We start from the raw sequence: 14,910 nt of genomic DNA on the forward strand, positions 1-14,910 counted from the left end.
TTTTTTCTCATTATTCTTAAATAAAATAATAATTTCTACTTCCTGTCCTCTTTTTAAGGAAACGTTCTTTAAGAACAACTCTCCATCATTAGAATATTGGAATTTAATTGAATAGCTTGATTCATAGATTCAGTTTTGAGATTTAAAGTAGGAATTGCAATCGGAAAATTATTTTTTGAAAAGAAAATCATTCAAACGATTGCAAAGTCAAATGCTTTTAAAGAATGGCAGAACGGTGCTTTTACTTTGTAATCAAAGAAGCAATTCTGAATGTTAAGTGAAAGACGAAAAAGGAAACATAACAGCCTGTAGCCTTCGCAAATATAATCTCATAGCCCGGTCTCTTTAGAGCCGGGTTCAAATACGAATGTGGTCAACGCCAATGGTCGCACGCGATATTGCAGGCAGGGATTTTGTGATCTTTGGGAAATTGTATTCGAACGAAAGAAGGCGAAGAAACGTTTCTTCACCTTCTTTGGTTCACTCCTTCGAGGAAATAAAATTTAACAACAAAGGACACCTTCTCATGAAAACACTTCTCTTATTTCTAACAAGCCTCTGTTGATCCTAAATAAGGCATGTGAAGCAATCAAGGACACGCGGATAACAAAGATTATGCAGTTTTTGGATGGGAATATGAGAAAGTTGTAGATTCATTACTTAATGAGACCAATGGTTCGACTCCCAATGCTGTCATCAAATTTTAACCACGAAGGGCACGAAGATCACGAAGGGATTTTGTAATGAAATCCTATCTTTTCTTCGCGTTCTTCGTGCCCTTCGTGGTTAATTCTTTTTTTCCTTTCCTTAAGTTGACAACATTAGTTCGACTCCGCTCACCAACCGCCGACTTTATCTACTGCGGAAGATTTGAACTATTTCCAAGCGAAGCTTCGAGATGGACTACACACTAGAGTTGAAAGAAGAAAAAGGAAATCTGATTGTGTTTGGGGTTAAGAAGAAATTGTAGGAAAAAATAAAAGAGTTGTAAAAGTATTTACAGGATTTAAATTGAAAGGGGTAGATAGTAAAATGAGGAGGAGAAAATATGAAAGTTGTAATTGAAATTGAAAATACTGAAGAATGGAAAGTGATACAAGATTCCTTGTTTCTTTTACAATCGACAAGGAATTCTAAAAAACTTTCGCCGACTCCTTCTATTATCCAAAAAGGTAATAAGAAATTAAACCCTGAGATTCTTTTTGGACTTTGGGCGGATTCCCCCGTTCATTTACCTGAACTAAGAAAAAAAATCTGGAAGAGAAATTTCTAAATGGTATAGGTAGATACAGATGTATTGATTGACGCGTTGAATGGAAAAAATGATGCAATCTCTTTGATAAAAAAAATAGGCTTCGATAATACGATTCTTTCTTCCATTACTCTTATGGAGGTATATCAAGGCGCTATTAATAAATCTCAACTGATTAAATTAAAAAAGAATTTATCCTATTATGATATACTTCATTTAGATTTTTCTATTTCTCAAAAAGCTATTGAGTTGATTAGTGAATTCAAATTAAGTCACGGTCTTAGTATGCCTGATGCACTCATTGCAGCTTCGGCGATTACTCATAATATTCCTCTTTGCACCTATAATATCCAAGATTATAAATTTATTAAAGAACTGATACTTTTTAAGACATGACTTTGAGAAATAAGCTTTGTCGATAATAAAAAAATTAAAGGACATATTCTGTGAAAACACCTATCCTATTCATTGCTTTCATCTTTACCACTTTAGGATAAATTGTCTCTACCTATTTAATCATTCTCTGACAGATAATAAACCGTATCCCCTTCATCGGAAACGTAGTGGCAATATTTATAAGCATTTATAAAAGACTTTAAGATAGATTCAGAAGAAAAATGATAAGAGCTACCTAGCTTTTGTTTTAAGTGCTTGTTTGCTTCTTTAAGATTGTAATGTGGAATCTTAGAAAAAATATGATGAACTACATGGGTTCCTATATTGTGGTGGATTGGCTCGAAGATTCCGTAAGACCTGTCTATTGTAGAAATAGCACCTTTACATAATTCCAATTGGCTGTTCTATACCAGGGGATTTTAGTATCGGTATGATGCAAGTAGGTAACAAGAGATAGCCACACAACAAAGACAAAGTAGGGGATGATATATAAATTGAGTAGGTTTAAAAATCCGAATTGGAATCCTGCATAGGCAAGAAGGCTAATCATCATTATCCAGGCTGTAGTGCTTGTGATTACTTGTCCTTTTTCGCTCGGTGTAAATAGATTGCTACTTGGTAAAAAATGAGAGCCTTCTTTTTTGGGTGAGCGAACAAATAGGTAAAGCGGGAATACGATTAGGAATATTTTATATCTTAAGATTTTAGAAGTCCAATGCAGTTTCTCATAATCTGATTTTGCAAGTGGATACCAGGATTCATCTTTGTCTAAATTGCCAGTGTTGTTATGGTGTGTCCTATGACTGATGCGCCAACCATGATAGGGCACAAGGATTGGAGTGTGGGCTAGATGCCCGAATAAAGAATTAATCCATTTTGAATCGGAAAAGGAACCATGACCGCAGTCGTGACCTACTACGAATAAAGCCCAGAAAAAAGTTCCCTGTAAAAACCAATACACAGGATAAAAAAGCCAGGAGTCCAGATAGACAGCAAGACCAAATAAGCCCGCTATCACAATTGTATCTAAAAAGAAGTAAAACAGAGATTTAGGGACAGAGCTTTCGAATAAATCTTCTGGAATAGAGTTTTTTAACTCGCTAAGTTTAAATTGGCTTGAGTGAGTGGTTGCGTTTTTCGGTTATAGTTGAATCTTTCAATACTGTATTGGATTTTACCATGAAATTTTTCTTCGTGAATGTATATTGCTTAGGATGAATCCATAAAAAACAGTGTTAGTTAAATGGCAATGATTAAAATATCGACCTTAGGATGTTAGTATGAGTTTAATTTTTGAAAATGATCTGAATACAGTCTCTTGGCTTCGCTTTGCTATCTGTATTTTCTTTGGCTTAGTATTTTTTTATGTTGAGGTTACTAAAAAGTTTCAACTTTCATACAGTAAATTTAATACGAAAGGAAATCTAGAATCGAAAAAAGGTATGTTCATCATTTACTTTTTACCGTTTCTAACCTATGTATACTTTTATCTTACTTCTTCTTTTGTTGCGAGCCTGTATCATCAACTTATCTTTCTTGCGGTTACTCTTCATTTTGCGAAAAGATGTCTCGAAGTCTTATTTCTACATCGCTATTCGGGAAAAATTTCTATTCTCACAACAGCACTCATTACATGGGCGTATTCTTCGATTGCCTTTTCCATTCATGAATCCGTAAATGGAATTACCAAGCCAGATATGTTGCAGGGTAACAGTAATATACCTCTTTACTTTGGCTTTGCCTTATTCTTACTCGGACAGGGTTCTAATTTCTATCACCATATATTACTGACTCGCCTTCGCTCAGGCGAAAGCCGTGAATATAAAATTCCTACCGGTGGATTGTTTTCTTATGTAAACTGCCCTCATTATCTAAGTGAAATCATTGGTTGGATTGGAATTGCCATCATGAGTCAATACTTAATCGTATATGGTTTAACCTTTATCATGTCAGCTTACCTCTTCGGACGCAGCATCAACACCACGCGATGGTATCAAGAAAAAATCCCAAACTTTCCAAAAGAAAGAAAATCTATTCTGCCTTTTATTTTATAATAGCAGAAAATATTGCCACAGAGTCACGGAGTCACAAGAGGTTTTTAATTGGTATTTAGTCCGTTAATACCTCATGGAGTTAATTAATTTAAAACCCTCCTTTCTCTGAGTCTCGGTGACTCTGTGGCAAAACATTTTTGTTTTTAGTTTGCTTAATTTGGAAAATGGCAGATTTTGACAATTGTATCATTTATGGCAGGCAAAATTACACATATTGAAGTCTTAGCGCAGGCGATTAAACACCTAGATCATGGCACGACAGATCAGCGCAGTATTTCTCACTTGCTTCTAGATCAAACCAATCGCAAATATGCAAATCTAGGAACAATTACTCCCGATATTTTTTATTATTATCATATTCTTTCTCCTGCTAAACTGACTGCCAATGCACAGATTTGGGGTGATTTACATCATCATAAAAATGTAACCGAATTAGTTCTTAATTTTTTAGATATCATCATAGAAACAGAAGAGGGCACCTATCGGGATAGAATGATTGCTTTTGTCTTAGGTTATATTTGCCACTGCGCGGTTGATGTTGTTACGCATCCGTATATTTTTTTTATTTCCAGTGATTATTATAACAAAGACCCAGAAATAGCAAGTCTTGCCCAATACAATCATATGAGAGTTGAATTTGCATTAGACTCTTATTTGCTAGATCATCGTTGGGGAATGAGTCCAAAGGACTATGACTTCACACATTACATTGACGTGCGTAGACGTGGAGTCAGTGGACTTAAGAAAATTGATCCGATGATTTGGATATTTTGGCTCGAAGCATTACGCCTAACGTTTCCAGAAGAGTTCAAGAAACATTACAGAGGCTCTGTTCGAAAGATTATTCCGGGAGATATTATCAATGACTCTTACCTCGGTTACATTCGATTCAATGAAGTTCTAGATTCTAGAAGTAACGCAATGAGAAGCCTTTTAAAAATAGTTGACTATATTCCATTTACAAAGAAAAAAGCATCTGTCTTACTTATGCCTTTTAAAGATGCTATTGATACAAGAATTTTAAATTCTGACGAGAGAGAATGGTTTTATCCTGCTGATTCCAGTCGCAAAAGAAATCTTTCCTTTATTGCATTAGTCAACCAAGCTTCGAATTCCGCTCGCGATGCTATGACTTATGCATGGGAATATTTAAAAGGCAATGTAAAGCGGGAAGCCATGATAAAAGAATACGGCGGTTACAACCTTGATACAGGTCTTAGATATCAGGGTATTTCCGATATGAAAGAGTTTGCACCTTTATGAATAAAAATTACAATATCATCAGCACAAAACTAATCGGTTTCTTTGCCTCAGTGGTTAATTCCATATTAACCGGTAGTTATGCTTTTTTTAAATTAGGAGTCTTTTTGTTATTTCTCGGTGGTCTAAACGCTTTCTTAATCGTTGGCTCTTTCGATGATGTTAAGCTTATTCCAAAGGCTATGGACTACGAGATTCCTTCTACTCTCTATGGGGTCAATGCCAAAGGACAATACGAACCAATTGCTGAATTCTACCAGTTCTCTCGAATTGTTTTAGACTTGCCTAGTTTCAAAGAAGAAACAGATGCACCGGATAAGCGCAATAAGGTGCTACAATGCTTTTTATCTACAGAGGATAGTAATTTTTATGAGCATCATGGATTGGATGTAAGAGGGATTATCCGCGCCTTCGCTGTCAATATAGTAGCTGGAAAAATTAAAGAAGGTGCCTCCACGATTACCCAGCAAGTTGCTCGTTTGAAGTTTTTAAATACAGATAGATCTTTTATTCGCAAAGCAAGGGAAGCCTGGCTTGCTGTTCTCATGGAATTCTATTACGATAAGAATACAATACTAGAAATGTATCTAAATGAAATTCCTCTCGGACATGGAACCCTTGGAGTAGGAGCTGCGGCTCGGTTTTATTTTCGTAAAGATGTAAATTCTCTTGGTTGGGGAGAAGCGGCATTACTCGCAAGTCTCACCACTCGACCAAAAGAATTTAGCCCATTGGTTAATCCAATGATTTCATCCAATAAAGTTCGAGTTATTTTCATGAAGCTAGTGGAAAACGGGAAAATGGACATTAGCCGTGCAGAGATAGAATACAAAAAATTCTCCGAGTATTATGCCAGCCTAAATCGATCTCCGAATGATTCTGCTTATTCCGATAGACTGAACCGCTTTCCTTATTTTACAGAATACATTCGGCGTTTATTGAAAAAACAAATCAGCAATGAAGATTTATACAGCGGTGGATTAAAGGTATACTCGACTCTTAATATTCAGCACCAGACAGAAGGAGAAGCGGTTCTCTCAGAAGGACTTGCAAATCAAACAAAGATTTCCAATCAAAAATCTTTTAAGAACATTGATGCCTTCGATGATAAGTTCGGTGATATTTACAATGCGATTTCTTTAATTCATGATATTGGTGATTTTAAATTTAAAATCTCTCGGATGGAAAGAACTTTTAGAAGTGTATACCAGGAAGAGTTAAGAGACAATTATGCTACACTCAATTTATTGACTGGAACAGATAATGTGGGTGCTGTCTTTGATGAGAATTATGCAAAGCAGACTACACAAGATCATCTACTCCCGGTTGAGGGGGGAATCATCAGTATGCGCCCGGATACTGGCTATATTACTTCTATGATTGGTGGTTCGGGGTTTCGCTCGGACAATCAACAACTTAGACCGATTCAAGGTTACAGACAACCGGGCTCTTCTTTTAAGCCTCTTGTCTATGCAACTGTTCTAGATTATTACGGAAAAAATCCTGACAAAGAACCAGATAAAAATGTAACTGCCTCCACTTTATTTTTAGATTCTCCTTTACAGTATTTGATGGAAGATGGAGATGAATGGTCTCCTGAAAATTACAGTGAAGAATACTCCGGTTTCATGCGATTACGCGCTGCATTAGAAAGTTCCAAGAACTCAGTTGCGATTCGTGTAGTCGAGCATATTGGTCTTGGAAAACTTTTACCAACACTGACTGAGCTTTTGCGGATAAACAGAGATATCCCCAAGAACTATTCCGTTGCACTCGGAACATTTGAAATGACTCCCTTTGAGTTAACTCGTGCGTATGCGACACTCGCCTCCGGTGGAAAAGAAGTATTCCCGATTTCTATTCTTTACATAACCGACAGCAAAGATCAAATGATCAAAGACTTTCGTCCCGAGCATGAGAAAAAAGAGCGCAAGCAGATTTTATCTAAAGAAGCAAGTCTTATCATTACCAGTATGATGAGCGATGTAATTAAGCATGGAACGGGTAAGGCGGTATTATCTGCAGGTTTAAATCGTCCGTCTGCTGGAAAAACAGGAACTACGAATAATTTTAGAGATGCCTGGTTTGTAGGTTACACTCCTGAGCTTGTTAGCTCGGTTTGGATTGGTTACGATACAGGGACAGTTTCTCTTGGTAAAGGAATGTCAGGTGGGGTTGTGGCAAGTCCACTCTGGGGAAGATTTATGGCAAAAGCACTCAAGGGTGAGCCGCCTAAAGATTTTAATTTTGGGGAAAATCTAAATATCATAACCCGTAAGGTATGCTCTATTTCCGGAAAGATTCCAGGACCTCAGTGCCATAAGACCTACGAAGAAATCTTCATTAAGGATACTTTGGATAAGACCATCTGTGAAGACCACCGCGGTTATAACCCGGAAATGGACATTCCCCAAGAGATTCTTCCGCTTCCGCCTGTGAGTAGTGGAAACAAAGAAAAAGAGATTGTTAAGCCTAAGAAAAAGAAGCCAGTCAGTGGAAATAAGCCAGAAGTCGCCGAACCTGTTAAAGTGGAAAAGCCAGTTAGCAAGAAAAAGCCCAAAAAGAATATCTTCCAGGGAGATGAACGGTTAGAATAGTTTCCGCAAATAGCAATAAAAGTAATATACTTGTCATTAAAAGAGTCGAAAATATAAAGGATTAAGGTCTTTAAAAAAAGAATCCAAGGATTTTTAAAATCTTGAATTCTTTTTAAAGTTTGTTACAGTATTGAGTCAGATAGCATATGATATTTCAAAAACCTAGAAAACTTCCCCATGGCAAAGAGCTTCTCCGAACGGAAAAGTTTACTTTGATTTATTTGGGAGCAGGTAACCTTCATTATTCTTTCATTGGGGATAAAGGGTTGGTTTATGGAGATATCGACTTCAAAAAGAACCATTTTAAAATCATTCCTCTTTTGACCATTGCAACTCTAATTACCTCCTACCTTGTATTTGGAACGAATCCAACTTCTGCTATGATTGAGCCTCCAGAAGTTTTGCAGGAAGAAATCGTTGAAAATGATGAGCGTGATAAACTTGCAAAAAACGCAGACGAAAATTATCTCAAACAGACCGAAGCCCAAAAACTAGCTATTATAAAATCTTCTGAGTCAGGGAAAGGAAAAGTAAAACATATTTCCTATCATGTAAAAGAAACAGATACGATGCAGTCTATTTCTTCTCATTTTAATGTTACTCCTGAGGCGATAAGAGAAGCCTCCAATCTAAAACCGACTGATAAAATCTATCCCGGAAATGTTTTGAGTATTCCAAACCGTCGGGGATTGCTATATAAATTTAAGAACGGCGACACTCTTGCGAAAGTTGCCAGCACTTACAAAGTCAGCATTGATGAAGTCATTGAAGAAAATAAATTGGAAGAAACAGATATATTTATGCCGGGTCAAAAAATATTTCTTCCGGGCGCAATCATTCCTGATCCAACTCCTGTTTGGTATTCGCCGGTAGTGTCCAACATCATCACTTCTGGATTCGGCTGGCGCTCTTATCCAAGATACCAGTTTCATGAAGCACTCGATCTAAAGTCAAACTATGAGCCCGTTCGCGCTGCAAGATCTGGTAAAGTAATTTACAGTGGTTGGATGGGCGGTTATGGTAACGTAGTTATCCTTGAACACAGTGGTGATTTAAAAACTCTCTATGCTCATAACTCGAAGTTATATGTTCGAGAAGGCGATTATGTGTTAGGTGGTAAAGTGATTTCTAGGTCTGGTTGCACCGGTTATTGCTTTGGAGCACACTTACATTTTGAAGTGATTAAAAATGAAAAGTCAGTTAATCCAACTAGTTTCATTAAGGGTTTTAGTTTTTAATTCAATTTAGTGATTATGAAAAAAATTTTATTTATTATTCTTACTTTAACATATTATAACTGTTCCTCGACTCTGCCTGAAATAAAAGATATGAAGACACAATTGAATGAACGCATTGTGAACTCATACGATACGACCAGTCCTGTTCGAGTTTTGTTTTCTACTTTGCGAAAGCCTATTTCGCCTGACGTTTCTTGTTCGAATAGTTATTATTCTACACAACTCGATACGACAGAAAGATTTGGAGCCTGCGAAGTAATTGTTCCTGCCTCTCACGATATAGGCAGTCTTGACCAGGATGCTTCTGGAAGCAGTGAAAAATATTATAAATTAGAAAACCATGCTTCGCTTTCTAATATTGACGCACTGAAAACAGAAATCTCAAAAAATCAATTTCCTGAAATAATCGTATTTGTGCATGGATTTAATGTCAAATTTGAAGAAGCAGTATTGCGTGCGGCACAGATAAAATATGATCTAAAATTTGCCGGCGAAGTGGTATTATTCTCCTGGCCTGCCGGATCAGAAGATGGAGTCTTAAACCAATTATTAATCAAAGGCACCTATCAAAACAATTTGACAAACGCAAAAGCATCCATTTTTACTTTTAAGAATTTTCTATCAAAACTAGAAACTACCAAGAAAAAAATTCATCTAATTGTTCATTCTATGGGTCATCAAGTTGTGCTTCCTGCTGTTGCGAACTTAAACAGAGAGACGAACGAAAAGTTAATTCAGCAAATGGTTTTAAATGCGCCTGATTTTGATTCGTCAGAATTCAAAGGAATTGCGGATAATCTAAAAAAATCGGCAGAGCGCATAACAGTATATTGCTCACCCGGAGACAACGCCTTAGTAGCTTCAAGCAAAGTGAATCAAAATAAGCGACTTGGCTCTTGTGAAAAGCATTCTGGAATTGATATGGTGAATGTAAATCCAGTTGACTCTCCCGTGATGGGTCTTGGAGGACTGGGACATGGTTATTATTCTTCTCGTCCGATACTGACTGACCTCTACCAAGTCATCTTAGGACTAGATGCTAAGAATCGTTTATTCTTACGAAAATCCTCTCCAATGAATGGAGAAGATTATGTGATGAGACGATAATAGATACATGAAAAAGTTAATCCTTTCTTTTATTTCCATTCTATTTCTTATTTCTAATCAGCCAATTTCTTTAAAAGACAAAGAGTTTGTAATCTTTTATTTTTGCGATATGAACGGTCGGTATGAATTCGATGCGGATGGAAGAAAAGGGCTTGCGACTATTTCAGAACTAAAGCGACAGGAATCAAAAAGATTCTACGATCATAGAGGACAAGTCTTGTTAATCTCCGGTGGAAATTTCTCCGGCACAGGCGAGAATATGAGAGCGCATTTTAATCTTTTAAATAAAGCTGGATTTGATGCTGCCTTTATTGGAGAAGAAGAGTTGGGCTATTTAGAATTAAACCCTGCACTCAAAAGCCTAGAACTACCATTGATCGCACAAAGAGAAAATGACTTTAAGGCTAACACCGAGAAACTCATCAAATCAGAAGATATTCAATTTCGAATTAGTCACACTCTTGCCCCAATCGAAGATACATCAATTGACATACAGTTATTATTCCACCGCGGTGGCTCGTATGATTATTTGAAAACCATCGAAGTCCAGAAGCCTATTTACTATTTTATAAATGAAGCAGATATTTCTTCTTTTAGTTTTAAGAAAAATATATATACAGTTCAGTGCCCCGGACCGGATAAGTTAGGTAAGATAAATTTATATTTTAGAAATAAAACATTAATTCGTCAAAGACAGGAATTCGTTGCACTCAATACAAAGGATTCTAATAAATCTTGGCTTGAGCCGGATAGAGAAATCGTAAACGAGTTAAAGTAAATTACTCGTTTACTCCCATTTCGCTAGCTAGAATTTCTGATTCAGGAAACCTTTTATACAGAGCTTGGAATATTTTAGAAGATTCTTTCTCTAGATTAAGTTCACGATAAGAGATTGCCTTTAAATATAAAACTTCCATTTGGAATCTGAAATTTCCAGACTTTGCAATTTGTATTAGAAATTTCTTGTAGTCTTCGTCGTGAAAATAAATTACCGCCATAGAACGATTTGCCACATAGGATAGAGGGTATTTCTCGTAATACGCAGAAATTTCATTTTTAAGCTCTAGAGATATGGTTGAATTGCATAGAAGCAAAATCTCAAAGGGGGACAATAGGTAGTTTGCGCTGTATTCTTTTAAGAGGGAGTATTTTTGAGTGAGCTTGTTTTTTTCAGGCACATCTTTTAATTGTTCCTCAACTGAATATAGGATTCCTTTGTCTTTTCCGTTCATTACATTCATTGCTTTGATCCAAGTTTCTATTTCTAACTTGGAATGACTTTTTTTCATAAAGAAATAAATCTTGAAATAATTATAAGTCTGTTGATACGAACTCACAAAGAGTCTTTTTTCTTCTTGTGAAAGTTCTGTAAACTTTTCAGATATGAGCTTGAAAATAGGGGAAACGTTGCGTATGCCCTTGAATTCATTTTTGAATACTTGAAACACTAATCCTAGTAAATCTGGATTTGTTCCCGAAACTACTAGATCATAGAGATAGTTCTTTTCTGATTTATCGATTTCTAAAAACTTGAATTTGTAAAGGATATTGATTACAATTTTTTCATCACCTGCGAGGACGAGGTTACGCAGATTGTTGGGATAGATTTCTGTTAGAATAAAAAAGATTTGAAACTTTAAAGGAAGTAAACCGCGAGTTAGATATTTATTGGCGATGGCAACTAAGTCAGCGAGACGATTTACTTGAATTAAATAAGTGCTGATGAGTTCTAGAAAGTCTATATCTTCGATAAATTCTTTTTCGTAATAGGAAATGATTTTTTCTAAATCAGACACGAGTTGCTTTTCTTTCTCAGAAGACGCACGCGTCAAATAATTAGATTTAAAATCGATGTCTTCGATTCTCTTGAAAGAAATTTCACCGAGTAAATTGGTCTCGATGTATTTCTCAGGAATGAATTTTAAATCGTAAGAATCTGCAAGGTTAGCTTTTAAAGATTCTTTTAGTTCAACAAGCTCAGCCTTGAGTTTAAGACTTTTCTTTTCTGGACTTTCGACTTCGACTGGAGGAACAGAGACTGCCTTAAACCCAGAGGATTCTCTTAATGCCTCGATAGAAGGCTCTGAAAAGGAAATTTCTTCCCAAATGATTTTAGTTTTTTTTTCTACCATAGATTGAATTCAAATAGTCAGCATTCTTGCTTCCTATTTTCTGTCATTTTAAATACATGTCCATATTAAAAACATCCATAATTTCATTCATCCTCTTTTTCTCGATTCAAAATCTTTTTGCGAATGATGATATCACTTACCTAATTAAATCCATGAGCTGGCGCAAGATTCATAGAACTTTAAGCGCCGATAGCCTTCCGAATGACAGCGCTGCGTATGCACTGGTTCGATACTATGAAGAGCATAGTGAAAAGACAAGTCTAAAAAATCGCCTTCTCTATGGAATTGTAACGGGAAATTATCCGAAGGAAATCGGAAGAGCCGAGATTAATTACTTATTAAGCAATCCCTTAAAGGACTCTAGAGTGATTGTTCGTTTGAGTTATATAAAACTCTATCGTGAGCTAGTAAAACAAAAAGAACTCAACGACTCCGAAAAGATTATTTTTTTGCAAAAATATACATTAGAGAATGATCCAGTTGTGATTCGTGCCTTCGAAGAGATTTTAAAGATTCACAGCGAATCAAAAGAATATGAGCAAATCATCAAACGTATAGATGCTCTAACCGAAGACGAAAAAAAGTTCATGATGATTCCTGATGTTCGTAATTTGTATGCTGTTAGCCTCTACAAGACAGGAAAAGTCTTTGATGCAAAGAAAAACTTTCTTACAATTCTTTCCGATAAACATGCAGGCTCTACTTCTAAACAAAGAGCAATTTCAGGTCTCAAGGATATCAATGATGAGTTAAATACTTTTCTGACAAAAGAAGAGCTTGCTTCCTTTGTTAATATTCTTCCGGGTAAAGATCAGAGGTCAATGTCAATTAAAAAGATTTTTTCTCCAACAAATACATTTAATTCAGAGCAGCGAATCAAAAATGTAACTATCTTTTTTCTAAACAACACAACTTTTAATGTAATCCCTTTTCTAAAGGCTAACAGTGCATTAATCGCAAAAGAAGATTCCTTTCTTGCAAACATTGCAGAGAATTTAATCAACAAAAGAGATTTCTCTTCTGCCTTAGAGCTTCAAAATCTATACTTGAAGAATTCAACCTATCCACTGGCTCATAAGAATTTTTCCCGTATCTACAAGAAGAATAAGCAAGATGATAAATACTTCGCGAGTCTACTCGAATATTTAAAACTCAATCCCTATGACCTGCGCTCTCATGATTTGTTGATCGATTTTCTAGCGAACTCCAATTCCAATTCAATCGCTTATATGCCAGAAGAATACTGGAATCGTGCAATCGAGGCTATCCCTAATTTGCCTGTAAAAGGAAGACTGATCTATTGGTATCTTCGCTATTTACGCTTTAAGGGAGAGACTGATAAATTAAAATTTATTCTAGGAAATTACTATTCCTATTGTCCTGGATCTTACTATACAACGGTAATAGCAGAAGAATTTGCAAGTGAATTAAAGACGTTACCCGCCATTGATAATCCAATTTCGAGCAAAGAAAATATATTCAAATTTCTTTCGGTTCACAATAACACTGATTATGTAAAGCCATTGGTCGGACAGAATCTAAGCTTTGCCTATTACAAAGATTCTATAGAGTTGGGGCAAAGGCTAGTAGCCGCACATAACAAAATAGAAAGCCAGAAATCACTTCTCACGGCAGTTGACTATTTAAAGGTTGGAGAATTTGATCGGGCTATGTTTCTTTTAGATGAATATGCAAATCGGATGAATCTTAGCGAGAACGATAAATTTGAAATGTATGTAGGGGCGGGAGATCTAAGTAAGAACACGTATCTTTCTTTATTCTATACAAGACAACTAATGAAGAATTTTAAGATTCCGGATGATCCGCTTCTTCTGCCTGTATCGATTACTTCGCGCTTGTATCCGAGACCACATCTAGACATTGTAAAAGAGAGTGCAAAAGAATTTTCAGTCGATGAAGACATTGTATATGCCATTATGCGCCAGGAATCTTTTTTTAGAGAGAATGCAATTTCCCCTTCGAACGCGCGGGGGTTAATGCAGGTTATGCCCGCCACAGGAAGGATCATTGCAAAGAAATTAAAGATTCAAAACTATTCTTTGCATGACCCGGAAGTGTCCATTAAGTTTGGCGCAAAGTTTATAGCTGACTTACTCAATTCTTACGGAGCTTTGAAGTGGGCGTCTATTGCGTATAACGGAGGACCTGGCAATTTAAGAAAATGGAAGCGCAATCATTATATGAATGATTTTAATCATTTCCTAGAGGAATTACCATCGAAGGAATCTAGAGATTATTGTAGAATCATTATTTCGAATTATATCAATTATAAAGTCTTGCGAAAGTGAGAAGGAAACGGCTAATAACGTCTTGACAAGTTAAGCACAAATATCTTTTCTTATATCAAGAGACTAAAAAGATGTCTCTAAAAAATAGGAGAAAATTTCATGACAAAAAAAATTACACTTAGTATCGTATTGGTTCTAGTTTCTGTTTCCTTAGCATTCTGCGGAAAAAAAGAAGAGCCAAAACCAGAAGTAAAAGAAGTTAAAGAAGAAGTTAAGCAACCAGAAACAGCAGCACCAGAAGGTGACTTAGGTGCAAAGATCAAAGCATACGAAGATTTCGTAACTAAATTCTGTGCTCTTTCTGAAAAAATGAAAGGTGCAGCTCTTGCAGAAAAAGCAACACTATCTGCTGATTTTGCTAAAGACAGTGCTAATCTAAAAACTTTACAAGCTGATCTAGATGCTGCTAAATCATCTCCAGATGAAAAAGCAAAGATCGCTGCTGCTTCTAAAAAAGCTGCTGGTTGTGCTGCTGTTGCTGCTGGTGCAAGTTCTTCTCCAGTTAAGACACCTGAACTACCTGCTAAAGCTCCTGCGATACCAACTAAAGTTCCTGGAATGTAAT

Annotated in this window: 11 protein-coding genes and 1 pseudogene; 10 read left to right on the plus strand and 2 right to left on the minus strand. The window is 36.2% G+C overall.

The genetic code is table 11. The annotated features are described in order from the left end of the window. The first annotated feature begins 1,048 nt into the window (after positions 1-1,048). Positions 1,049-1,273: a hypothetical protein gene (locus IPH52_24440; GenBank protein ID MBK7058142.1), complete on the plus strand. Its 225-nt coding sequence runs from the start codon at positions 1,049-1,051 to the stop codon at positions 1,271-1,273. 27 nt (positions 1,274-1,300) lie between these two features. Beyond that, entirely contained in the window at positions 1,301-1,648 is a 348-nt protein-coding gene (locus IPH52_24445) for a type II toxin-antitoxin system VapC family toxin (GenBank protein ID MBK7058143.1), read from the plus strand. A 116-nt stretch (positions 1,649-1,764) separates the two neighbouring features. Here IPH52_24445 and IPH52_24450 read toward each other — a convergent pair. Then, positions 1,765-2,732, minus strand: a pseudogene (locus IPH52_24450) (fatty acid desaturase). A gap of 196 nt (positions 2,733-2,928) precedes the next feature. Between IPH52_24450 and IPH52_24455 the strand changes: the two are divergent. The 6 genes from IPH52_24455 (at position 2,929) to IPH52_24480 (ending at position 10,682) form a co-directional block, all read left to right on the plus strand. Further along, a complete protein-coding gene (locus IPH52_24455; protein MBK7058144.1) occupies positions 2,929-3,702 on the plus strand; it encodes a hypothetical protein in 774 nt (257 codons plus the stop codon). Positions 3,703-3,894: 192 nt separating this feature from the next. Continuing rightward, the gene (locus tag IPH52_24460; protein MBK7058145.1) at positions 3,895-4,965 is read left to right on the plus strand and encodes a zinc dependent phospholipase C family protein; all 1,071 of its coding nucleotides are present in this window, start codon (positions 3,895-3,897) and stop codon (positions 4,963-4,965) included. Further along, the gene (locus tag IPH52_24465; protein MBK7058146.1) at positions 4,962-7,559 is read left to right on the plus strand and encodes a transglycosylase domain-containing protein; all 2,598 of its coding nucleotides are present in this window, start codon (positions 4,962-4,964) and stop codon (positions 7,557-7,559) included. Before IPH52_24460 ends, IPH52_24465 begins: the two co-directional genes overlap by 4 nt. A 146-nt stretch (positions 7,560-7,705) precedes the next feature. Further along, positions 7,706-8,797: a peptidoglycan DD-metalloendopeptidase family protein gene (locus IPH52_24470; protein ID MBK7058147.1), complete on the plus strand. Its 1,092-nt coding sequence runs from the start codon at positions 7,706-7,708 to the stop codon at positions 8,795-8,797. Between the two features lie 15 nt (positions 8,798-8,812). After that, entirely contained in the window at positions 8,813-9,904 is a 1,092-nt protein-coding gene (locus IPH52_24475) for an alpha/beta hydrolase (protein MBK7058148.1), read from the plus strand. Between the two features lie 7 nt (positions 9,905-9,911). Beyond that, positions 9,912-10,682 carry a hypothetical protein gene (locus IPH52_24480; protein MBK7058149.1) on the plus strand — a complete coding sequence of 257 codons (771 nt, stop codon included), beginning with the start codon at positions 9,912-9,914 and terminating at the stop codon, positions 10,680-10,682. Between the two features lies 1 nt (position 10,683). Here the strand turns inward: IPH52_24480 and IPH52_24485 are convergent, their stop codons facing one another. Continuing rightward, positions 10,684-12,036, minus strand: a complete 1,353-nt coding sequence (locus tag IPH52_24485; GenBank protein MBK7058150.1) for a hypothetical protein — start codon at positions 12,034-12,036, stop codon at positions 10,684-10,686. 152 nt (positions 12,037-12,188) lie between these two features. On the opposite strand from IPH52_24485, the gene IPH52_24490 reads away from it, so the two are divergent. Together IPH52_24490 and IPH52_24495 are read left to right on the plus strand one after the other, a co-directional pair. After that, the gene (locus tag IPH52_24490) at positions 12,189-14,345 is read left to right on the plus strand and encodes a lytic transglycosylase domain-containing protein (protein MBK7058151.1); all 2,157 of its coding nucleotides are present in this window, start codon (positions 12,189-12,191) and stop codon (positions 14,343-14,345) included. A gap of 99 nt (positions 14,346-14,444) precedes the next feature. Further along, positions 14,445-14,909 (plus strand): hypothetical protein, encoded by a 465-nt coding sequence (locus IPH52_24495; GenBank protein MBK7058152.1) that lies wholly within the window; start codon positions 14,445-14,447, stop codon positions 14,907-14,909. Position 14,910 lies beyond the last annotated feature (1 nt).

This window comes from Leptospiraceae bacterium (genome assembly GCA_016708435.1).
GTDB lineage: Bacteria > Spirochaetota > Leptospiria > Leptospirales > Leptospiraceae > UBA2033.